The organism is Ulvibacterium sp., from assembly GCF_965228935.1.
GTDB lineage: Bacteria > Bacteroidota > Bacteroidia > Flavobacteriales > Flavobacteriaceae > Ulvibacterium.
The window spans coordinates 217951-240158 of record NZ_OZ245846.1; the positions used below are offsets into that span (position 1 = coordinate 217951).

General features: G+C 42.6%; 19 protein-coding genes. 14 read left to right on the top strand and 5 right to left on the bottom strand.

The window, feature by feature from the left end; genetic code table 11:
- The first annotated feature begins 10 nt into the window (after window positions 1–10).
- Genes ACO06Y_RS01005 through ACO06Y_RS01030 form a run of 6 tightly spaced genes read left to right on the top strand, consistent with a single transcriptional unit; the run spans window position 11 to window position 9322 of the window.
- Window positions 11–1378 (top strand): glucoamylase family protein, encoded by a 1368-nt coding sequence (locus tag ACO06Y_RS01005; RefSeq protein WP_422081961.1) that lies wholly within the window; start codon window positions 11–13, stop codon window positions 1376–1378.
- Window positions 1375–2760: a glucoamylase family protein gene (locus ACO06Y_RS01010; RefSeq protein WP_422081962.1), complete on the top strand. Its 1386-nt coding sequence runs from the start codon at window positions 1375–1377 to the stop codon at window positions 2758–2760. Before ACO06Y_RS01005 ends, ACO06Y_RS01010 begins: the two co-directional genes overlap by 4 nt.
- Window positions 2750–4477, top strand: coding sequence for a family 43 glycosylhydrolase (locus ACO06Y_RS01015; protein WP_422081963.1), 1728 nt, complete (start codon window positions 2750–2752; stop codon window positions 4475–4477). The genes ACO06Y_RS01010 and ACO06Y_RS01015 overlap by 11 nt, the downstream gene beginning before the upstream one ends.
- A gap of 10 nt (window positions 4478–4487) precedes the next feature.
- Window positions 4488–6764, top strand: a complete 2277-nt coding sequence (bglX, locus tag ACO06Y_RS01020) for a beta-glucosidase BglX (protein WP_422081964.1) — start codon at window positions 4488–4490, stop codon at window positions 6762–6764.
- A complete protein-coding gene (locus ACO06Y_RS01025) occupies window positions 6765–7682 on the top strand; it encodes an alpha/beta hydrolase (RefSeq protein WP_422081965.1) in 918 nt (305 codons plus the stop codon).
- Window positions 7683–7684: 2 nt separating this feature from the next.
- On the top strand, window positions 7685–9322 hold the full coding sequence (locus ACO06Y_RS01030) for a sulfatase (protein WP_422081966.1): 1638 nt from the start codon (window positions 7685–7687) through the stop codon (window positions 9320–9322).
- 102 nt (window positions 9323–9424) lie between these two features.
- On the opposite strand, the gene ACO06Y_RS01035 is transcribed toward ACO06Y_RS01030, so the two are convergent.
- The 4 genes from ACO06Y_RS01035 to ACO06Y_RS01050 all read right to left on the bottom strand — a co-directional run bounded on the left by ACO06Y_RS01035 (window position 9425) and on the right by ACO06Y_RS01050 (window position 12591).
- Entirely contained in the window at window positions 9425–10435 is a 1011-nt protein-coding gene (locus tag ACO06Y_RS01035) for a Tll0287-like domain-containing protein (protein ID WP_422081967.1), read from the bottom strand.
- Window positions 10432–10704 carry a heavy-metal-associated domain-containing protein gene (locus ACO06Y_RS01040; RefSeq protein WP_422081968.1) on the bottom strand — a complete coding sequence of 91 codons (273 nt, stop codon included), beginning with the start codon at window positions 10702–10704 and terminating at the stop codon, window positions 10432–10434. The genes ACO06Y_RS01035 and ACO06Y_RS01040 overlap by 4 nt, the downstream gene beginning before the upstream one ends.
- A gap of 101 nt (window positions 10705–10805) precedes the next feature.
- Entirely contained in the window at window positions 10806–11150 is a 345-nt protein-coding gene (locus tag ACO06Y_RS01045; protein ID WP_422081969.1) for a rhodanese-like domain-containing protein, read from the bottom strand.
- A 328-nt stretch (window positions 11151–11478) separates the two neighbouring features.
- A complete protein-coding gene (locus tag ACO06Y_RS01050; protein ID WP_422081970.1) occupies window positions 11479–12591 on the bottom strand; it encodes a hypothetical protein in 1113 nt (370 codons plus the stop codon).
- A 115-nt stretch (window positions 12592–12706) separates the two neighbouring features.
- Between ACO06Y_RS01050 and ACO06Y_RS01055 the strand changes: the two genes are divergently transcribed.
- The 8 genes from ACO06Y_RS01055 to arsB all read left to right on the top strand — a co-directional run bounded on the left by ACO06Y_RS01055 (window position 12707) and on the right by arsB (window position 21723).
- The gene (locus tag ACO06Y_RS01055) at window positions 12707–14002 is read left to right on the top strand and encodes a hypothetical protein (RefSeq protein ID WP_422081971.1); all 1296 of its coding nucleotides are present in this window, start codon (window positions 12707–12709) and stop codon (window positions 14000–14002) included.
- A 136-nt stretch (window positions 14003–14138) separates the two neighbouring features.
- A complete protein-coding gene (locus tag ACO06Y_RS01060; protein ID WP_422081972.1) occupies window positions 14139–14753 on the top strand; it encodes a TetR/AcrR family transcriptional regulator in 615 nt (204 codons plus the stop codon).
- Window positions 14754–14781: 28 nt separating this feature from the next.
- Window positions 14782–16971 carry a beta-N-acetylhexosaminidase gene (locus ACO06Y_RS01065; protein ID WP_422081973.1) on the top strand — a complete coding sequence of 730 codons (2190 nt, stop codon included), beginning with the start codon at window positions 14782–14784 and terminating at the stop codon, window positions 16969–16971.
- A 290-nt stretch (window positions 16972–17261) separates the two neighbouring features.
- Window positions 17262–17936 (top strand): DUF4332 domain-containing protein, encoded by a 675-nt coding sequence (locus ACO06Y_RS01070; protein ID WP_422081974.1) that lies wholly within the window; start codon window positions 17262–17264, stop codon window positions 17934–17936.
- A 340-nt stretch (window positions 17937–18276) separates the two neighbouring features.
- Window positions 18277–19359, top strand: a complete 1083-nt coding sequence (locus ACO06Y_RS01075; protein WP_422081975.1) for an adenylate/guanylate cyclase domain-containing protein — start codon at window positions 18277–18279, stop codon at window positions 19357–19359.
- A gap of 333 nt (window positions 19360–19692) precedes the next feature.
- Window positions 19693–20025 (top strand): ArsR/SmtB family transcription factor, encoded by a 333-nt coding sequence (locus tag ACO06Y_RS01080; RefSeq protein WP_422081976.1) that lies wholly within the window; start codon window positions 19693–19695, stop codon window positions 20023–20025.
- 19 nt (window positions 20026–20044) lie between these two features.
- A complete protein-coding gene (locus ACO06Y_RS01085) occupies window positions 20045–20674 on the top strand; it encodes a low molecular weight phosphatase family protein (RefSeq protein ID WP_422081977.1) in 630 nt (209 codons plus the stop codon).
- A gap of 2 nt (window positions 20675–20676) precedes the next feature.
- Window positions 20677–21723, top strand: coding sequence for an ACR3 family arsenite efflux transporter (gene arsB / locus ACO06Y_RS01090; RefSeq protein WP_422081978.1), 1047 nt, complete (start codon window positions 20677–20679; stop codon window positions 21721–21723).
- Between the two features lie 101 nt (window positions 21724–21824).
- On the opposite strand, the gene ACO06Y_RS01095 is transcribed toward arsB, so the two are convergent.
- Window positions 21825–22028: a hypothetical protein gene (locus ACO06Y_RS01095; protein WP_422081979.1), complete on the bottom strand. Its 204-nt coding sequence runs from the start codon at window positions 22026–22028 to the stop codon at window positions 21825–21827.
- Between the last annotated feature and the right edge of the window lie 180 nt (window positions 22029–22208).

Consider the following 22208-nt stretch of genomic DNA (forward strand, 5'->3'; position numbering starts at 1 on the left):
TTTAGTTTTCATGAGGTTAATTTTAACTGTAATGGCCATTGCTTCACTGTTGTTTGGTTGCAATGGCCATTTTTCTACAAAGGAAAAGTCTGTGAACCGTATTTCCAAAACAAGGGAATGGTCGGATAACATGCTGTTGGATACCATTCAAAAACAGACGTTCAATTACTTCTGGGACGGGGCCGAACCTATTTCCGGATTGGCCAGGGAGCGTATCCATATGGACAATATCTATCCAACGCATGATAAGGATATCATTACCATTGGGGGATCAGGTTTTGGATTGATGGCTATCCTAGCGGGAATTGAACGTGGATTTATAACCCGCGAACAAGCTTTGGAGCGTTATGAAAAAGCTATCGCCTTTTTGGAAAAGGCCGATCGCTTCCATGGGGCTTGGCCACATTGGTTGATGCCCAATGGAAAAGTAGCTCCCTTTAGCGCCAAGGATGACGGAGGGGATTTGGTAGAAACCGCATTTTTGATACAAGGGCTCCTAACCGTAAGCGAATACTTTAAAAATGGGAATGTAAGGGAAAAAAAACTTACCCATAAAATCCAAAAACTTTGGGAAGAAGTAGAATGGAACTGGTATACCAAGAATGGAGAGGACGTCCTCTATTGGCATTGGTCCCCAAAGCACGGCTGGGAAATGAACTTCCCCGTTGGTGGGTACAATGAGTGTCTGATTATGTACATTTTGGCGGCCGCCTCCCCCACATATCCCATACAGAAAACGGTATATGAAAAAGGGTGGGCAAGAGATGGGGCAATAACCAAGGATACCATTTTCTATGAACTGGAAACCGAACTTGATCATTACGAACATGACAAATCCCCGGTAGGCCCCCTTTTTTGGGCCCATTATTCATATTTAGGGCTTGACCCAAACGGACTCACCGATCAATTCGCGGATTATTGGAAATTGAACAAAAACCATGCGCTTATACACTATAGATATTGCGTAGATAATCCAAATAAGTACAAGGGATATGGTTCAAATTGCTGGGGATTGACCTCCAGCTATTCCATGAAAGGTTATGCCGGACACCGGCCCGATAAAGACCTTGGTGTAATTTCTCCCACGGCCGCACTGTCCTCCATGCCCTATACCCCCGAAGAGAGCATGGAATTCCTAAGGTTTATGTATAACGAGCAAGATTCCCTGATAGGTAAATATGGCCCTTACGATGCCTTTAGTTTGGAACACGATTGGTATTTGCCACGTTACTTGGCCATAGATCAAGGCCCGATCCCTGTAATGATAGAAAATTACCGAAGTGGCCTGTTTTGGAAACTCTTTATGAAGAACAAGGATGTTGCCACGGGATTGGGTAAATTGGGTTTTCATCGTCCTAAATCGCAAGAGGCATTATGAAGAAATCGTTAGGTGTTTTCTTTATTGTATTGTGGATGGCCGCTTGTTCTTCCGATAATCAAAACGGCCCTATTGGCCTGCCCCAAACTCAAGAACCTCCTAAAGACAACATACCTAATGACCCTGCTATAGATGATGAAGAACTCCTAGACCTTACCCAACGGGAAACCTTCAAGTATTTTTGGGACTTTGCCGAGGTCAATTCCGGTGGAGCACGGGAAAGATATCACCCTAATGAGCCGACACGGGATCAACATGTGGTCGCTACGGGAGGTACAGGTTTTGGACTAATGGCTATATTGGTGGGTATGGAAAGGGGATTTATAACTCGGCAACAAGGCGTGGAAAGACTAACTGGGGTATTGAATTTTTTGGATACCGCGGATCGCTTTCATGGTGCATGGCCCCATTGGATCGATGGCAGATCAGGTAATGTCATTCCTTTTAGCCCCTTGGACAATGGTGGTGATTTGGTCGAAACTGCTTTTTTGGCCCAGGGATTGATATGCCTAAAGGAGTATTTTAAAAATGGCAATACTACCGAAAAGGCATTGGCGGATAAAGCCGATGCTTTGTGGAAAGGAATAGAATGGGATTGGTATACCCAAAACAAAGATGCCTTGTATTGGCATTGGAGTCCCAACCATGGTTTTGCCATCAATTTGGAATTAAAGGGATATAATGAAGTGCTCATCACCTATGTTTTGGCGGCAGCCTCTCCCGATTTTGGTATATCCAGGAAAACCTATGACAGTGGATGGGCTTCCAATGGAGGAATCAAATCCTCCGATACCCAATACAATTTTCCATTAGTGGTAGACCATGCAGGGGATGCTCCGTTCGGCGGGCCCTTGTTCTGGGCACATTATTCTTATTTGGGACTAAACCCAAAAGGCCTTTCCGATGATTATGCCAATTATTGGGATGTAAACGTAAACCATGCCAAGATCAATCATAACTATTGCGTTGAAAACCCGAAGAACTATTTCGGTTATGGGGAAGATGCTTGGGGACTTACGGCCAGCTACACCCGAAATACTGATGGAAGTATAGGCTATAATGCTCACAGTCCAACCAATGACACTGGTGTCCTTTCCCCGACGGCCGCCATAAGCTCAATCCCTTATACACCAGACGAATCCTTGAAAGCTTTGTATTATTTTTACGCAAACAAGGATAGACTTTTAGGGCCGGCAGGCTTTTACGATGCTTTTAGCCCCCATTATAACTTTTGGGTGGCCGAGGCCTATCTGGCCATAGATCAAGGCCCCATTATCATAATGATAGAAAACTATAGATCCGGTTTGCTGTGGAATCTGTTTATGCAAAACGAAGATGTTCAAACCGGGCTGGACAAATTGGGATTTCAGTATGCGCAGTGATACCCCCTTATTTGGCATTGTCATTTTCTTTGCATTGATTTATACATTACCGATTAATGCCCAACAGGAGACCTACTGTAATCCCATCAATATAGATTATACCTATATGATCTACAACGCGCATAGGGATCTTTCCTATCGCTCCGGGGCTGACCCGGCAGTAGTTGAATTCAAGGACGAATATTATATGTTTGTTACCCGTTCCATGGGCTATTGGCACTCTACAGATCTCACGGAATGGGATTTTATCACGCCTAAAAAATGGTATTTTCAAGGTTCCAATGCCCCAGCGGCCTTTAATTTTAAGGATTCCGTGCTCTACGTTGCCGGTAATCCATCAGGATCCATGAGCGTACTTTATTCCACCGAGCCACAAAATGGGCAATGGGCTGCAACACCCTCCATTTTGCATGAACTTCAAGATCCGGCCTTGTTTATCGATGATAATGGACAGGGTTATATGTATTGGGGTTCTTCCAATAAATTTCCGATACGGGCCAAAAAATTGAATCGTACCAAACGATTCCGACCTTCTGAGGAAATCCATAAACTATTCAACCTGCAACCGGAAAAGCATGGTTGGGAGCGTTTTGGGGAAAACCATTCCGATACCATATTAGGCGGTTACATCGAAGGACCTTGGATGACCAAATACAAAAACAAATATTATCTACAGTATGCCGCCCCGGGTACGGAATTCAACGTCTATGGAGATGGGGCTTACGTAGGCGATTCCCCTCTGGGACCTTTCAACTATATGGCCAACAATCCATTCTCCTATAAGCCTGGCGGTTTTATCAACGGCGCGGGGCATGGTAGTACGGTACAAGGGCCCAATAATCAATATTGGCATTTCGCTTCCATGGCGGTCAATGTAAATATTGGCTGGGAAAGACGTGTGGGTATATTCCCTACTTTTTTTGATGATGATGGATTGTTGTATAGCAATACACGATTTGGGGATTATCCCCACTATGCACCTTCAGTACCCGATAAAAAAGAATATTTTAGGGGCTGGATGTTGCTATCCTATAAAAAACCGATACGGACCTCGTCCCATGTCCCGGGTTACGATCCCAAAAATATGGTGGACGAAAACATAAAGACCTTTTGGTTGGCCCAAGAAAATAATGAGGGACAATGGATCGAAATCGATTTGGAACGACCCGGTCTAGTACATGCCATACAGGTCAACTACAACGATTATAAATCCGGCATGTACGGAAAGATTCCCGGATTATACCATCAATATACCATCAAAGCCTCACTGGATGGAAAAAATTGGGAAATTCTTGTTGATCGCAGCTCCAATACAAAGGATGTTCCAAACGATTATACCGAACTGCGGACCCCCAAAAAAGTCCGGCTTGTCCGGTACAAAAACATTCATGTTCCCACACCCCACCTTTCCATTTCCGGACTTCGCATTTTTGGCAGGGGCAGCGGAAAACTGCCCAAATCGGTGAAAGGTCTTTCCGTAATCAGAAAGTCTGATCGAAGGGATGCCCAAATTTCTTGGATCCCGTCAAAAAATGCACAGGGTTACAATGTACTTTGGGGAATAGCCCCGGATAAACTGTACAGTTCCTGGATGGTTTATGATGATCATTCCTTGGAGCTGAAATCCTTAAATGTCAATCAGAACTATTATTTTGCCATTGAAGCCTTTAACGAAAACGGAATTTCAAATAAATCGAAAATCATAACCGTAGAATAACATAGAGAAGATGAATAATTCCAAACCTATCTTAAGCTTCCTCCTATTGTCATTTTGTTTTGGTATGACCGTGGCACAGGAACCAAGAACCATTCCGCAAGTAGAGGAACTCCTGCTAAAAATGACCTTGGACGAAAAAATAGGGCAACTGAACCTCCTTACCCCTGGGGGAGGAATTGCCACGGGATCCGTAGTAAGCAAAAATGTAGAGACGAAATTAAAAGCCGGACAGGTCGGTGGACTTTTTGGTATTTCAGGCCCTGAAAAAATGAAAAAAGCGCAGGATCTAGCCCTAAAAAACACACGCCTAAAAATCCCCTTGTTATTTGGTTCGGATGTCATCCATGGCTATAAGACCACTTTTCCCATTCCTTTGGGACTCTCCTGTAGTTGGGACATGGAGCTCATAGAAAACTTGGCACGTATCGCCGCCACCGAGGCTACCGCAGATGGCATCAACTGGAATTTTTCACCCATGGTGGATATTGCCCGGGATCCTAGATGGGGCCGTATTGCGGAAGGTGCCGGGGAAGACCCCTATTTGGGTTCGGCAATCGCTAAGGCCATGGTAAAAGGATATCAAGGAAATAATCTGGCCGACCCAAAAACGATGCTGGCCTGCGTAAAACATCTTGCATTGTATGGAGCTTCGGAAGCCGGTCGTGATTACAATTCCGTGGATATGAGCAAGATAAAAATGTTCAATCAGTATCTACCTCCGTACCATGCCGCCGTAGATGCGGGAGTCGCCAGCGCCATGACATCCTTTAACGATATCGATGGTATCCCTGCATCCGGGAATCGATGGCTCATAACCGACTTGCTACGAAAACGATGGGGATTTCAAGGCTTCGTGGTCTCGGATTATACTTCCGTTAATGAAATGATCGCACATGGACTGGGCGATTTACAGGCCGTATCCGCCTTGGCATTAAAGGCGGGGTTGGATATGGATATGGTAGGCGAGGGATTTCTGACCACCTTAAAAAAATCCGTTCAAGAAGAAAAGGTGAGTGAAGCGGAGATTACCCAGGCCTGTCGAAGAGTCCTGGAAGCCAAATACCAATTAGGGCTTTTTGAGGATCCCTACCGTTATATAGATCCTAAACGACCTGCCAAGGATATCCTAAATGCGAAACATCGAAAAACCGCGAGGGAGGCAGCTGCCCGATCTTTTGTATTGCTCAAAAACCACAATGATGTCCTCCCGGTTCAAAAAAATGCAAAAATCGCCTTGATAGGACCCTTGGCGAATAACAAAAATAATATGTTGGGTACCTGGGCCCCCACTGGGAACCCCCAATTGTCCGTTCCCGTACTGGAAGGTTTCAGGAACGTTGCCCCAAATGCTACGATTACCTACGCCAAGGGCGCCAATATTTCGGACAATCCTGAACTGGCCAAGAAAATCAATGTATTTGGCCCCAGAATTGAAATAGACGAGCGCTCGCCCGAAATCCTGCTCAAGGAGGCCCTTGATCTGGCCCTGAAGTCCAATGTTGTCGTAGCCGTGGTCGGAGAGGCCACCGAAATGAGCGGGGAAGCTGCAAGCCGGACCGACCTCTCGATTCCGGAAAGTCAGAAAAAGCTCATTCGGGCACTGGTAGATACCGGAAAGCCATTGGTGCTGGTTTTGATGAGCGGTAGACCCTTGACCATTCCCGAGGAACTTGCCCTGCCTGCAAGTATTCTACAAGTTTGGCATCCCGGGGTGGAGGCGGGAAACGCTATTGCCGATGTAGTATTTGGGGATTACAATCCATCGGGCAAACTTACCGCTACTTGGCCGCGTAATGTAGGACAAATCCCGATTTACCACAGCATGAAACATACCGGAAGACCTGCCGAATCCACTGAATTTCAGAAATTCAGGTCAAACTATTTGGATGCCCCCAATTCGCCCTTGTTGCCTTTTGGCTATGGTTTAAGCTACACCACATTTGAATACTCCGGCCTAAAAATCGATAAAAAAGAAATTGGGCAGGGAGAATCGGTTAACATAAGCGTGACCCTAAAAAACACAGGGGGGTTTGATGGAGAGGAGGTTGTGCAATTGTACCTTAGGGACGTGGTCCGCAGTATTACACCTCCCCAAAAAACATTAAAGGGCTTTAAAAAAGTATTTCTTAAAACTGGTGAGACCAAAACTGTTCGCCTTATTCTAAAACCCGAAGATTTGAGATTTTATAATAGCCAATTGGAATTTGTTTCGGAGCCCGGTGTATTTGAGGTTTTCGTAGGCACGAACTCGGTCGAAACACAAAAGGTTTCCTTTATCCTAAACTAAATGACAGTTCATAAATACACACATCCGATACTAGGTGTCCTATTGTTCCTAACGTTTGGAACAAATTATGCCCAAGAGCGATATTTGGATTTAATCTCTTCGGATATAGGCAGGGTTACCTATACCTATTCGGACAGCCTAAAACTCGATTTTTATTCCATAAAGGGAGATACCGTTATCGATAAACCTCTACTAGTATTGGTTCATGGTGGCGGTTTTGCTATCGGTAAGCGGGACAACGTTTTGGAAAGCAAGTTTAGCAGGCAAATGGCGAAAAAGGGATACGCCGTTGCCTCCATAAGCTACCGATTGACCAGAAAGGGAAAATCATTTGGCTGCGATTGCCCGACCAACGAGAAAATAGAGACCTTTCTTGCGGTTTCGGAAGATGTTCTAAAGGCTACCCAGTATTTGGTGGATAGGGCTGGCGATTTAAGATTTGATAAAAACAATGTCATCCTTATAGGAAGTAGTGCAGGTGCGGAAGCCGTCTTGAATACCGCTTTCATGCAATTTCGCCATGATTTCAGGACCTTACCCTATGAGGGTTTAACGTTTTCCGGGGTAATTTCCCTAGCCGGGGCTGTTCTGGATGTAGATTACATTACCCAAAAAAACACGATTCCAACCATGTTGTTCCATGGGGAAAAAGATAATTTGGTACCCTTTGCCTCTGCTTCCCACCACTATTGTAAAGAGACCGATCCAGGATATCTTCCGCTGGACGGTTCCAGTTCCATTGCCGATAGACTGGAAGCTCTGGATACTTCATATACCTTGGTGTTTGATCCGGAGGGGAACCATGATTGGGCCAATTTGCCATATTCCTATACCGATATGATATCCCGTTTCATCAAGAAAAACATCATCGATGGTGAATACCATCAAACCAAGATTAAGGTATCCTCCAAGAAATAAGAATGGCTCAAAGATTCATTTTAATCCTGGCCATCATTTTGGTCTGCTTCTCCTGTAAGCAAGAGATGGCTAAAACACCATTGGAAAGTAAAAGGCCCAATATCCTTTTTATTATGTCCGATGACCACGCCATACAGGCCTTAAGCGCCTATGGACATCCTATAAGCCGGTTGGCCCCTACCCCCAATATTGATAGAATAGCAAAAAATGGGGCTTTGTTTACCCAAAGTTTTGTCACAAATTCCATTTGCGGGCCTAGTAGGGCGGTTATCCTTACGGGCAAACATAGCCATATCAATGGTTTCCGGAAAAATGGTGATCATTTTGATGGCAATCAGCCCACCCTGCCCAAAATGCTGAGGCAATTCGGTTATGAAACGGCCATTGTGGGCAAATGGCATTTGCATGGTCTCCCCCAGGGTTTCGATTACTGGAAAATTATCGTAGACCAGGGTAATTACTATAATCCCGACTTCATTGAAAATGGCGATACTACTCGAATAGAAGGTTATGCAACGGATATCATCACCAAGGATGCCATATCCTGGCTAAAGGAGAAAAGAAATGATTCCTTGCCTTTCTTTTTAATGGTACATCATAAGGCACCGCACAGAAACTGGATGCCTGCACTACGGCATGTGAATATATACGACTCCGTCCAGTTTCCATTACCGGAGAACTATTTCCCGGATTTCAAGGGCCAACGAGCGGCCCAAGAGCAGTTACAGACCATTTACAAGGATATGTATGAGGGCCACGATCTTAAAATGACCCAGGAATTTGGTAGTACGGAACTTGCCCACAACCCGTGGGAAACTGATTTCGAACGTATGAGTCCCAAACAAAGAGAGGCATGGGACAAGGCTTATAATGAAAAAAATAATGATTTTCACCAAGCCGGGTTAAAAGGAAGGGATCTGGCCCATTGGAAAGGGCAACGTTATCTCCAGGATTATATGGCCACAATTGCCGCCGTGGATGAAGGGGTGGGCAAACTGTTGGACTATCTGGAAAAAAGTGGATTGGATGAAAATACCTTAGTGGTCTATACTTCGGACCAGGGTTTCTATTTGGGTGAAAAGGGATGGTTCGATAAGCGGTTTATGTACGAGGAATCCTTTGGAACACCCCTATTGATGCAGTTGCCCGGTACAATTCCCCCCAATCAAAGAATTGGAGCTTTAGTACAAAACCTGGATTTTGCACAAACCTTCCTAGACTTTGCACAAATATCCGATACGGATTCCAAAATGCAGGGTAAGTCCTTTAAGGGGTTGTTAGACGGTAGTCTGGAAGAAGACAATTTCAGGGATGTAGTTTATTACCATTATTATGATTATCCTGCGTTCCATATGGTCAAAAAACACTATGGCATCCGGACCAAACGATATAAGTTGATGCATTTCTATGACGATATCGATACTTGGGAATTTTATGATCTGCAAAAAGATCCAAAAGAAATGTACAATGCTATCGATGATGACGCTTATTCCAAGACAATAGCCCAAATGCGTCAAAAATTGGATAGTGTCCAAAAACACTATAGGGTTACAAAAAAGGAATTTGAAAAAGCCCCGAAGGAAAAGGTAAAACAGGCTTATGAGCAATTTGAAAAACTAAGGGGAAAACCTGTTTTATAGTCTTTCGTTCAAACTCCTTCTTCCAGTGACTTATGATTTAGCAGCACTTTGACTCCAAGATACTAGATTCTGGCATACCCGAACATTAACTTTTGCGAACATTTATGGGCTATCCGTTTCAAAATTGATACTCCAAATACCTCTGAGCTCATTTATCCCATAACCTACGGCCTTGTCCTTTGGGTAGAGATTCCTTAATACAGCCAAGGTTTCCGGTTCAATCTGTTCATTGGGGTTTCCATGACATTGTAGGCAGAGGGTATTGGTGGTAATCGGATAGTAGAAGTTCACTTCGCCATCCTGTTCTTCCACTATGGGCTCTACACTGTTGTCGGAAGCTATTTGTTCCTTAAAGAAATTAATATGTTCCAATTCCTTGGCATTGGCCTGATTTTTTGGATTTCGCGGTTTGTCCGATACCCTCTTGATAACCGCGTTCTGCATTACGGACATACTATCCGTTAATGGTATCGCCTTTACATTACAGAATTCAACGGCTCCTTGGGTTCCTTTTTCGTTAATGGCCTTCATTAAGTTCCGACCCAATTGTGCCTTGGTCGCCAAGGCGTGGCCAAGCCCCTTGTTGGCATAGCGTTTTTCGGCATTGCCCGTTGTGGCGTAATCATATTTTCCCAATGGATTTTCAGCTCCTTGTCCATCACTTTCCAGATAATTGGCGAACCAATCCGGCCGATCCAGTTCATGATCGTACATATAATGCGCAATCTGTTCAATGACCTTTTCGGGATAGGGGATATAGGGCATGCTGCCGAATCTTTTAACGGCATTGGGAATCCTGGATTCCTGTTCGGGATCGTTCAACCAGTATACCAATGCCTCTGTAAATTGTTCCTTGGTCGTTGTGGAATCCAAATAATGCATCTTGATCATTGCCATGGGCGGAGCGATCATATGGGCTTCAGAGGCCTTTGGATTGTGACACATATAACATTCCCTTTCCATAAGCCCCTTTCCGGGATGTGCAGCCTTAGCTTCCAATGCTTCTTCCTTGGAAGTCACCCCATCCGTACTTTCCCCGGTTACTTTGACACCGTCCTTACATCCTATGATCAATACGATCGATGACAGCAAAAAAAGGATGGTATTCCTCATGATTTTGATAGTCTCCCCATGGCACAGCTTACAAAAGAGCGTGTCTTGTGTGCCAAGTTATTTTTACTATCCACGGATGGGTATCCCAACGATGCCAAGGTATCCCTTGCCACCAAGGCATCTTCCGAATTTTCGTGCAAAAAAGAGACCATGGAACTTTCCGTATCCACTTCAACCCATGAAATATCATCTATTCCCGATAACTTTTCGGTGATGGTCTTGGCACATCCGCCACACTTTAGGTTCTGTACGATAATTGAAGTTTTCATCTTTGGTTTTTTTATTCGACTTTATACAAGGAGTCAAAAGAATCTGTTTTTTGCAGCTGCCCTATTCCATTTTGGGTACTCAAATTTACGAAACCTTTCCATCATTTCCATCGCATATAGCCCCCTTTAAGGTCATAGACTTTTGCGAATCCCATACGTACCAGTTTATGGCTGGCCCGCCTACTCCTACTTCCCGAGCGACAATACAGGTAGACCGGTTTCTCCTTGTTCATCTTACCAAAAGATCTTTCAAAATTAACAGAATCGAAAAAATCGATGTTCACCGCATTTTTGATATGTCCGCTATTGTATTCCGCCGGGCTACGGACATCCACCAATTGCACTTTTGTATCGGATATGGCCTTGGAGTAAGTCTTTGCATCCAAGACCTCGATCTTATCCATCAGCTCCTTGGCTCCTCGAAAAAAAACATTTAAAAACGACATAGCTACATTTTTTATTTACAAGGAAAAATGGATAAGGAACGGCCATTCAAAAAAATGACCGCTCCTTAAAAACAACTCATCAACCAAACAATTTCGTCTTTGTATAAAGTAAAATTACAATGTATAAATAGGTCCCATGGTAACATAGGTTACACAAGCGGTATATTCTTTTCCACTTTCATTTTAGTCTGAAGAAATTGGCTCTGTTGCGCTTTGTTTTCGAATGAAAAATGACGTAGTACAGATAAGATATGCTCAATACTATTTTCCCTAAGTGTTTTGGAAAATTGTTTACGTGGATGAGAATCAAGGGAGCAAAAATGCCTTTTTAATCCTCAAGACGGGCTATAAATCCCCAATTGGTATGTTGCAGTCGCCCCATATATTTAAACCCTTTCCCTCCAAAAAAGCCGGCATCCCCTTCCGCAACGACCAATAATTCATTATCCCCTTTTTTCAGATCCAGGTTTACCCTGAACATACCGTCGAACATGCGTTCAAATTTTATCTTTTGGTAACTGAATACTTCATGGCCGTTTAACATGATCTTTACCCTGCCGACAAAATCAAAGTTCAAGATAGATTTCTTGTCCTTATCGGATTTTAACATCTTTCTGGCCACCACAATCCCCTGGGGATATTCAAAGTATCTGGAAAAATTTACAGTTTCGTCCCGTGGATGATCTATCACCTTCCAGTTTTTGGATCGATTCGCTTTTTTGATCAATGTATCAAAATGATTGGATACACTATCCCTGGGAAATTGTTCCGAGATTTCCCATGACGTTAAAAAAGTATTCGTGCTCGGTTGGGAAGTCTTGGATTTAACGTCTGGGAGTTCTTTATAGGTAATATTGGCAAAATAGGAAACCCCGAACAAGCTCCTCAACATAAAATTACCTCCGGCTATTTCCGAATCCAAAAGCTGAATATCCATTTGTGGCTCCGGGCTATTATTTACATAGACCTTTAAATTGGTTCCCCTGACTTCAAATGTTGCGTGGAACCATTCTAGGGAATTGACATTCGCTGTAGTCTCATAAATCGGATAATTATAAAACACCCAACTTAGGGCCCCATTGTAAATAGGGATATACTGTATGGCTTCACGGGTACCCCCCATTCCCGGCCTAAAATAAATAAAACGATAATTGAACTTGTCCCGTACCCGGAATCCCAATCCGGACATGACCTCACCGGCAATGTCCATTTCTACTCTAAAATTCCTTACATTTTTGTCCTTGGTCAATGCAATGGACTGTTTTTTTCCATCCAGTTTAAGACTGCGTTTCCCCTTATAAATTGTATCGATATACGTTGTAGGTTTGTTTTCTTCGGATAGAATAATACATTTATCCTGTTCGAATAAAGTTTCTTGCCCATTCATGGATGGTATGAATAAAAGAAAGGCGAAACTCAAAAAATAATGCTGTAACTTCATGATTGATGATTTTAAATGAATACAATTCCAAACTAATGGAAGCAAGGTGTGGGAAGGCCTTCATTTTTCAACCATTTTCGGTTTTTTTTTGATTCATTTTTTTAAATCGCTGTAAATGAGCCATATATCCGACAACGACAAAAATCTCCTGGAAGCCATAAAAAAGCGTATCGAAAGGGCTTCCGGTCTTTCCGATGTATCGGGCTGGGTTCAAAAGGACTACGAGTTCGTCGTTTTCTTTATTGAGGATCAAACCGGCCACCGACTAAGCCTCTCCACGGTCAAAAGAATTTGGAAAAGCGAGTTTGAAAGATTGCCCCATACCACTACTCTGGATATTCTGGCACATCTGGCATACAACAAGGATTGGCATTCCCTTAAAAAGGAGTATCTAAATCCTAAAATACAGACCGTACCAAAGCGGGAAATTGAGAAAAAACCTCGGAAAGCCAAAAGCCCCAGGATTTACTTTTTAATCCTTCTTCCCGCACTCCTACTATTGGTTTTAGGTATATACTTGTCAGGTACCGCATCTACAAAGTCCTTATCAAAGGTATCCGAGGAGGTTTCCTTCTCCTACGAGAAAACGGTCGAGGGGAAAATACCCAATACGGTGGTTTTTAACTATGATATTGAAGGCGTGGACGCCGACCGATTTTTTTTGCAACAAAGTTGGGACAGCAGCCGAAAAGTGGAAATCTTCAAGGGAACCCATGAGCGAACGGACATTTATTACATCCCCGGATATTTTACGGCCAAACTGTTTGCGGATGAGCGTATTATAAAGGAGTTGCCTATACATGTAACCTATAAGGATTGGTTTATGGCCGCCCGGCAGCCCATGGAAGAAATCTATACCATTAGTCCTACCTTCTGGTCAACGGAGGATTACATGGGCATAGATAAATCAAGATTGGCACAAAAGGGCATCGACCTAAATAAAAAAATGCAGCTGGCCTTTTACTATGTGACGGATTTTGGTCTTAATGGAGATAATTTTGAGCATAGCATCCGATTTAAAATGGAACCGTTGGAAGCTATAGACTGCCCTATTTTTAACCTGCATGTACAGGGCATGGATGGGTTTTATTGGATCATGTTCGGAAACAAAGGTTGCGAAAGCGAATTGGAGATGCGATTGGGCGATGCTTTCCACAATGGCAAGAACGAAGATTTGAGCATGTTCGGAACCTCTGTATATGAATGGCAAAAAGTGGATGTTCTGACCGAGGACAAAGAGGTTACCCTAAAACTAAACGGAACCTCGATATTTTCAAGTACCTATAACCAGTCTATTGGGCCCATAATGGAGATCAGCTATTTTTTCAATGGTGTTGGTATGATCGACGATGTACTACTAAAAAATGCCGATAGCCAGACCATCTTCAGGGACGATTTTACCAAACCGTAAATAGGCCGATTTATCTATACGACTTTTCCGAATCCGCCAAAATCCGAATAAAATCATGAAAAAGCTCTTGGAAAATTTGAATATCATCATATTTTCCAGTACACTTGTGGAAAATATATAATTCAAAATATTTTCCATGCCAATTACAGAAATCTCCAAAGACGAAATCCTCGAAATCGCCCTACATGAATTTTTGAAAAACGGTATACAGTCCTTTACAATTAAACGGCTCACCGAACTCACAGGGATTTCGACCAAAACGGTCTATAAGCTGTTTACGGACAAGACAGAACTTTTAAGAGTATGTCTTAACAAACATTATCAATCGTTATTTAACGAATTATTGAAAATAAGCCTCAATACCCATAACGCCATAGCGGCTTTTTCCAAGGTCATGCAACGTATCGTGGAATTGGAATTTGAAGTAAACCCGAAATTTTACTCCGAGTTAAACAAATATTATCCAAAACTCCAGGACGAAATCTTTGAGGCCAATGATAGAATGCTTTCCCTTTTCACGGATATCATCCAAGAAGGCATCAAAAATGGATTGTTTCGCGAAGAAGTCGATATGAACGTATCCTGGATCAGTTTCCAGCGTCTGTATAGCGGTATAACACGGGAAAAAATTTATGGCCACCTGGATCTCCCTTCCCCGGAATTGGTAAAAGGCACCGTATTCGTATTCCTTAGGGGAATGTGTACTCCTATTGGAGTTCAGGAATTGGAACAATATGAGCGGCCCATTTAGAAATTCGGCTAATCAAAAACACCGTCAAATGATAAAAAAAGTTTTCAAAATTGCAGCCTATATCCTCTTGGGCCTACTCGTTCTACTTATAGGCATCCTTGTTTTTTTCAATGCCCAATACAACAAAGCGGATAAGGAGTTTAAACAAATCGAGGCCAACATAACCGATGAAGACCTGTCCTTTTATCGGTTTGAACTGCAAAACGATTCGATCGGCGAGTTGTCCCTGCTCCCCTCACCCAAAAAAATCTTTCCAGGAAAGGGTCAATTTAGCTGGCCGACGAAATGGGAAGTCTCCACCGATTTGCCCGAAGCCGAAAATTGGGTACATAGACTTCTTGAAAACCGTACTGAAACAACCTCGGCTACGACTTCAATTCGATTCAAAAAAATGGACGGGCTGGCCCCAGAGGGGTATCAACTAGAAATACTACCAGGTGGAATTACTATCGACTACAACCGTCCCGCTGGGGCCTATTATGCCATAGTCACTCTACATCATTTGAAAAAACAGTTTCCCCAAACCATCGATTGCTTAAAAATTGAGGACGAACCTGATCTGGCCATCAGAGGCCTAATGTTGGACATTAGCAGGGACAAGGTACCTCGGATGCACACCTTAAAAGAACTCGTGGACCAACTTTCAATGCTCAAGTACAATCATTTGCAATTGTATGTAGAAGGATTCTCTTTTGGATATCCCAGTTTCAGGGAACTATGGGAAGGCAAGGAAACACCTATAACGCCTAAAGAAATACGGGAGTTGGACGTCTATTGCAGGGAACGGTTTATTGAGCTTGTCCCCAACCAGAATTCCTTGGGGCATATGCAGGCCTGGTTGGAAACAACGGCCTATGGGCACTTGGCGGAATGTCCCGACGGATATGAAATTATGCCCATGCGCAAAGTAAAGACCACCCTGGATCCATCAAACGAGGAAAGCATAGAACTGATCGAAAAGATGATGAAAGATATGTTGCCCCATTTCAGTTCAAACATATTCAATGCCAATCTGGACGAACCTTTTGAATTGGGACATTGCAATACTGCAGACTTGGCAGCGGAAATAGGAGTAGGGCAAATCTATTTGGATCATGTCCTAAAAGTATACGACTTGGCCAAGGCGGAAGGTAAGGAATTCTGGATGTGGGGCGATATCATAGGCAAACATCCAGAATTGCTAAAAGATATGCCCAGGGACATTACCGTGTTGGAATGGGGATACGAGGCCGAACATCCCTTCCACCAAAACACCTTACGGATAAAGGAGCAGGGGCTGGATTTTTTGGTATGCCCTGGAACCAGTAGTTGGATGACCCTTACCGGTAGGACAGACAACATGTTGGGCAACATTGAAAATGCCGTAATCAATGGCCTTAAAAATGGAGCCAAAGGCATGTTGTTGACGGATTGGGGCGATCTGGGCCATTGGCAATATATTCCGGTGAGCTATCCCGGATTCGCATATGCCGGTGCCATAAGTTGGAATAGTGCTACCTCGCGGAACCTACCGTTGGAACTGTATTTGAACACCTATATGTTCAATGATAAAAATCAAGATCTTGGAGGTATTGTCCTGGACATGGGACGCTCATATCACTATGAAGAGCGACACTTGCCCAATATGAGCCACAACTTTATGGCCTACCAATTTGGCATTGCCGATCCGGTATTGGAAAAGACCATTTATGGAGCCTTGGAAAAAAAGCTTCCGGAGCTGGTGGGGGATTCCCTATTTGGATTGTTCCAAAACCGTTTTGAGAATCAGCAACATTTTCAAATGGACGAGCTGAACCAACATTTGGACGATCTGGAAATCGATTTGAATATCCATGTGGACGAAACCAGTTTTACGGCCCAAAACGATTCGGGGAACGAGGTTAGGAACGAACTTAGAAATGGAATAGAAATGCTGCGTCTTGGTGCCGAAATCAGAAACTATGGTCAACAAAAAGAAAATTGGACCAGTGATCAAAGAGTGGACTACCTCAATACGATGCAAAGTCGTTTGACTTCAATACAGGAAGAACACCGAAGATTATGGCTCCTCCGGAACAAGGAGGGGGGCCTGGAAAGGAGCATGAAACCTTTTAAAAATCTGGAGGAACAGCTACATAAACTCCTAAAAGTTGAAAAAGGCGGTGATTTTGGCAAATCCGTAGAGCGATTTAAGGAAAAGGTCATTGCCGGTGGGGCCAACTGGTATCTGGGAGATTGAATTGTAGACCCCCTGTCCTAATACTATGAAAACAGGAATGGTTTTATCACCCTATTAAATGGAGCTTTTAGGCACATTATCAGTCTTCGGTTGATCTTTCCTTCGATCTATAGCATAAGGGACTGACCAATATCATTTAAAGATTTTGAACATATCGATATTTTGTGAACCTAGATGAATCTCTCCTAAAGCCAATATATTGAAGGATTCATTATGAAAACAAACACCCGAATTATTCCATACCTGGAAATAATCGGTATAGCAAGATCTTAAGTCCAAAAAAAAGTAAAATGGGGTACTATATCGACTTGGAAAAAATAAGTATCGACCAATACAAGAAAGTTTTAAAATCAGCCGACCTACTCCCAAGCTGGATGGTATTAAAGGAAAACATTGAAGAAAATTTGGATATCCTAAAAAAACAGGGGATCCAAAATCTTGATGAACTGCAAAAGGCACTGAAAACCAAGGGAAAACTTCAGGAGTTTTCCGGGAAGAGCGGTTTGGATGAAAACTATCTGATGGTTCTGAGGAGGGTCGTAAACGGTTATAGACCTAAACCGAACAGGATAAGGGATTTTCCCAATATCTCCAAGGACATTGCCGTAGAATTGGAGTTATTAGGCATTAAGAACACATTAAAGCTATACCCGGAAATACTGTCCAAGGAGAAAAGGAACCGCTTATCGGATAGGACCGGTATACATCAAAAGGAAATTCGTAAACTGGCCAAATTAACCGATCTTTCCAGAATAAGGTGGGTAAATCACACCTTCGCATACGTACTATTGGAAGCAGGCTATGATACCGCCAAAAAGGTGGCCGAAGCCAATAATCAAGAAATGTACGAAACCGTAAAGCAACTTAACATAGAAAGGAAAATTTACAATGCCCACATTGGTGCCCATGATATGAAGTTATGTGTTGAGGCGGCCAAAGGTCTGGATTTTGAAATAGAATACTAGAATGCTTAAAATTATATCCATTGTGGATAATCGGATGTATTGCATTTGGCAGATTGTTTTAAGATCGAAGCTGCCAACATTAGACAAACGTAGTGGAAAATTATGTAGATGAAATTCCAAGCGCATATATTCAACTCGTTAGATGTTCTCTCATAAATTTCTTAAAGAAAACATTGATTGGAAATTCTATTCATTTTCCAACCAGTCTGAATGGCTGGCCATGTTATGGGATTTCCCCTTTTAACAAAATCAATGTGTTGGATATGTACTTTTGGTATACCTGTAGAATACTGTGGGTTATACGATTATCCCGGCGTTAGGCATCATTAAAGTATACGCAATGAAGTTAAAATTAAGAGAATGGTTGGTTACCGTATTGGCGTTTATCATTGTCCTTTACATGTACACTCTTTTCTCGTATTTTGGAGTAGAGAATTTTTTCCAGAATGGGGCGATAAAGGATTATTTTGATTCCAACGTTTGGCACCTTGAGGTAATCATTGCAGGAATTTTATTGGGAATTCTTTTCATTCTAATTAATCAATTGACCGAAAAGCAAATCTTTCGGAAAAGAAGTTTTGGGTTTAATATTATATTGAAAAGTGCTTTATATCTAATTGCATTTGTTATCGTTTGTGGGCTAATATTCCACTTGTTTTCATCTTTCAAATTAGTCACTGAAGAACAACTGGCCATACTTGAAGGTTTACTTTCGGTTAATTTTCTCTCATCCGCCTTGGTCTATTACGCATCATTTATCCTATTGATGAATTTTATACTTTATATCAATAAAAAATTTGGCCCTGGTTTGCTAATTGATCTATTGACAGGCAAGTATTACCATCCCAAAAACGAAGAATTGATCTTTCTCTTTTTGGACCTTAAAGATTCAACAACGCTGGCGGAAAAATTGGGACATAAAAGGTACAGTACCTTCATAAAAGAGTGTATTCACGAACTAACCCCGATTATACAGAAATACAGTGCGCAGGTCTATCAATATGTTGGAGATGAAGTAGTTTTATTTTGGGAAAAGAAAGAAGGGTTTCATCAGCAAAATTGCTTAAATGCATTTTTTGAATTCATCGCCGCCCTAAACAAACGCAAGGATTACTACATGTCAAAATATGGTGAAGTTCCCTTGTTCAAGGCCGGAATGGATTTAGGGGTAGTAACGGCGACTGAAATCGGAGACATTAAACGTGAAATAGCATTTCACGGAGATGTCTTGAACACCGCTGCACGCCTGGAGAAAAAGTGTAACGAATTCAATGAGAAATTGATTGTAACACAGCATGTGGCCGATCAAAGTCGATCCAATGAAAAATTCAAGTTCCAATTCCTAAGCGATATACCTTTAAGGGGAAAAACTGAAAACATTAAGTTTTATTCGGTAGTACCACTACTCCATTTTAATGAGTGATTTATAAGTGCATCCCAGGAATTTTGTAAAAGGTATTTAAATAATAAAATGCCCGTCAAAGCCGTATAACTACAATTGAGGCGCGTTGTATGAGACCTAAATCGACAGTGAATCTCCAAGGTTTGGAATAAACCGATTAACAATATATAAGACGTAAGTAATCGTTACCATTTAAGGGCTTCATAAAACAAATGTTTTTGTATACCCCACTATTTCCAATACCATCCACACGACCAGCTATTTTAAGAAATGGTTAAGATTAAGAAGACCCAGTCCCTATTCTCTTGTTCATTCCAGTATTAATCGTAATATTGCGATGAATAAATACAAAAAATGGGTTTAGCGAAGACCGAAATATTTACCGATAAACAAAACCAGATTGCAATCTTTGCCAAAGTGTTCGGGCATCCCGCACGCGTGGCCATACTCCAACATTTGTTCAAAACCGATTCCTGCTTCTGTGGGAACTTGGTAGACGAAATTGGGCTGGCCCAACCCACTGTTTCACAGCATTTGAAGGAGTTGAAACATTTGGGCCTTATAAAGGGAAATGTAGAGGGCACCAGTGTCTGTTATTGCATTGACAAAGAAAACTGGATCGTCATGAAAGAAGTGATGTCCGATTTTTTAAATCAAGATCTACCGACCAACGATGATTGTTGCTAAGTAAAAAGTACATATACCAATGACCACAAAGACCGTAGTTTTCGAAAAACTGGAACAAGGGATTTCCTCAATACAAATCGATACCATTTCCGACAAACGCCGGAATACGTTACAACCGCTCATCACCTTTATACAGAACAAAGTAGACCATGAACAAGAGATAAGGCTCAACTTTATCTGTACCCATAACTCAAGAAGAAGTCATTTGTCACAGGTTTGGGCACAGACCATGGCGGCCTATTTCAATGTAAAAAATGTGTATTGCTATTCCGGTGGAACGGAAGCCACGGCCCTGTTTCCCATGGCAGCTACGACTTTGGCCAATTCCGGTTTTCAGGTCAAAACCATCGGCCAGGGTCCAAACCCGGTGTATGCCATCAAATATGCCGAAAATGCACATCCCGTGATCGGATTCTCAAAAACCTTCGATGACGATTTTAATCCCAGCAGCGAATTTGCGGCCATCCTTACCTGTTCACAGGCGGATGAAGGCTGTCCCTTCATAGCAGGTGCCGAAAAACGGATTCCTATAACCTATGAAGATCCCAAGGCCTTCGATAATACCGCACAACAGGCTGAAAAATATCGCGAACGCAGTCTACAGATAGCGACCGAACTATTCTATGTTTTTTCTAAAATCAAGGCATAACCATGGCGAACAAAAAACTGAGTTTTCTGGATAAAAATTTAACGCTATGGATTTTTATTGCCATGGCCCTGGGCGTTGGTATCGGATACTTTTTCCCATCATTTCCCGAATTGCTGAATACGGCCAACAGTGGCACCACCAATATCCCCATTGCCATAGGCCTGATATTGATGATGTACCCGCCTCTGGCCAAAGTGAACTACGCCTTATTGCCCAAAGTGTTCCGTAACACCAAAATACTATCCATATCGCTGCTTCTAAATTGGATTATCGGCCCCATTTTAATGTTCATTCTGGCGATTACATTTTTGAGGGATTACCCCGAATATATGGTGGGACTCATCCTGATAGGGCTGGCGCGTTGCATTGCCATGGTACTGGTCTGGAACGACCTTGCAGAGGGTAACAGTGAATACGGTGCGGGACTGGTGGCATTGAACAGTATCTTCCAGGTTTTCGCCTATAGTTTTTATGCGTGGATATTCATCACTATTCTTCCCCCCTACTTCGGTTTTGAAGGTGCTATTGTAGACATTTCAATAGGAGCCATTGCCGAGAGTGTGGCCATATATTTGGGTATTCCATTTCTATTGGGCATTCTTAGCCGCTTGGTATTGGTAAGGCTCAAAGGTGAGGAATGGTACAGAACAAAATTTATCCCTACCATTTCCCCGATTACTTTGATCGCGTTGTTGTTCACCATTGTAGTTATGTTTTCGCTCAAGGGCGAACTGATCGTAGAGATACCCATGGATGTCCTCATTATCGCCTTGCCCTTATTGGTGTACTTCAGTTTGATGTTTATCATCGGTTTTTTCTTTACCAAGGCTATGGGCGCGGAGTACGACAAAACGGCTTCTGTGGCATTTACCGCTGCAGGAAACAATTTTGAATTGGCCATAGCGGTGGCTATAGCGGTTTTCGGATTAAACTCCGGTCAGGCTTTCGCCGGTGTAATCGGGCCATTGGTGGAAGTACCTGCACTTATTCTTTTGGTGAGGGTCGCTTTTTGGTTAAGAAAAAAGTATTACAGACCGCAAACGGTATAAAATTGCTCTGTTCAGAAAACACTTTACAATCCCTTGGTTTTAAAGGTTGGGGGAAATGAGAATCTCTAAGTTATCAATTATATAGTGGCATTAGGGAACCATCACCAGTCCCTTTTGATCGGGTACTGCTCCCCGTTTTCCAGCCAGTTTCTTGCTATGGCCAAAGCCTCCCTAAACGCCTTCTCCTTTGAATATCCATGAACCTCGATCATTCCATTGGCCAGCAAGTACGCCTTATCGACGACTTTTGGGTGTTCCTTTTTCAATTGGTGCTTGAATTCTTCTCGATTAAACTTTTTTCCCATTTTATCGACTCCTGATTCTATACGTTACCAAGGTGTTAAGATAAGGTAAAAATCAAAAAACTGATTCGAAACACCGATTATCTCCCATAATCTCCTGCCTCTCGCATAAAACAGGCATTACAAATAAAGCTTTCCTCTCGTTACTAGCTTGAGTTTTTTCTTCCTTAAGCCACTATTTTC

What these genes read in the sequence shown, in the direction of transcription:
- ACO06Y_RS01005 (WP_422081961.1), top strand. Translation starts at nt 11, where the DNA reads ATGAGGTTAATTTTAACTGTAATGGCCATTGCTTCACTGTTGTTTGGT.
- ACO06Y_RS01010 (WP_422081962.1), top strand. Translation starts at nt 1,375, where the DNA reads ATGAAGAAATCGTTAGGTGTTTTCTTTATTGTATTGTGGATGGCCGCT.
- ACO06Y_RS01015 (WP_422081963.1), top strand. Translation starts at nt 2,750, where the DNA reads ATGCGCAGTGATACCCCCTTATTTGGCATTGTCATTTTCTTTGCATTG.
- bglX (WP_422081964.1), top strand. Translation starts at nt 4,488, where the DNA reads ATGAATAATTCCAAACCTATCTTAAGCTTCCTCCTATTGTCATTTTGT.
- ACO06Y_RS01025 (WP_422081965.1), top strand. Translation starts at nt 6,765, where the DNA reads ATGACAGTTCATAAATACACACATCCGATACTAGGTGTCCTATTGTTC.
- ACO06Y_RS01030 (WP_422081966.1), top strand. Translation starts at nt 7,685, where the DNA reads ATGGCTCAAAGATTCATTTTAATCCTGGCCATCATTTTGGTCTGCTTC.
- ACO06Y_RS01035 (WP_422081967.1), bottom strand. Translation starts at nt 10,435, where the DNA reads ATGAGGAATACCATCCTTTTTTTGCTGTCATCGATCGTATTGATCATA.
- ACO06Y_RS01040 (WP_422081968.1), bottom strand. Translation starts at nt 10,704, where the DNA reads ATGAAAACTTCAATTATCGTACAGAACCTAAAGTGTGGCGGATGTGCC.
- ACO06Y_RS01045 (WP_422081969.1), bottom strand. Translation starts at nt 11,150, where the DNA reads ATGTCGTTTTTAAATGTTTTTTTTCGAGGAGCCAAGGAGCTGATGGAT.
- ACO06Y_RS01050 (WP_422081970.1), bottom strand. Translation starts at nt 12,591, where the DNA reads ATGAAGTTACAGCATTATTTTTTGAGTTTCGCCTTTCTTTTATTCATA.
- ACO06Y_RS01055 (WP_422081971.1), top strand. Translation starts at nt 12,707, where the DNA reads ATGAGCCATATATCCGACAACGACAAAAATCTCCTGGAAGCCATAAAA.
- ACO06Y_RS01060 (WP_422081972.1), top strand. Translation starts at nt 14,139, where the DNA reads ATGCCAATTACAGAAATCTCCAAAGACGAAATCCTCGAAATCGCCCTA.
- ACO06Y_RS01065 (WP_422081973.1), top strand. Translation starts at nt 14,782, where the DNA reads ATGATAAAAAAAGTTTTCAAAATTGCAGCCTATATCCTCTTGGGCCTA.
- ACO06Y_RS01070 (WP_422081974.1), top strand. Translation starts at nt 17,262, where the DNA reads ATGGGGTACTATATCGACTTGGAAAAAATAAGTATCGACCAATACAAG.
- ACO06Y_RS01075 (WP_422081975.1), top strand. Translation starts at nt 18,277, where the DNA reads ATGAAGTTAAAATTAAGAGAATGGTTGGTTACCGTATTGGCGTTTATC.
- ACO06Y_RS01080 (WP_422081976.1), top strand. Translation starts at nt 19,693, where the DNA reads ATGGGTTTAGCGAAGACCGAAATATTTACCGATAAACAAAACCAGATT.
- ACO06Y_RS01085 (WP_422081977.1), top strand. Translation starts at nt 20,045, where the DNA reads ATGACCACAAAGACCGTAGTTTTCGAAAAACTGGAACAAGGGATTTCC.
- arsB (WP_422081978.1), top strand. Translation starts at nt 20,677, where the DNA reads ATGGCGAACAAAAAACTGAGTTTTCTGGATAAAAATTTAACGCTATGG.
- ACO06Y_RS01095 (WP_422081979.1), bottom strand. Translation starts at nt 22,028, where the DNA reads ATGGGAAAAAAGTTTAATCGAGAAGAATTCAAGCACCAATTGAAAAAG.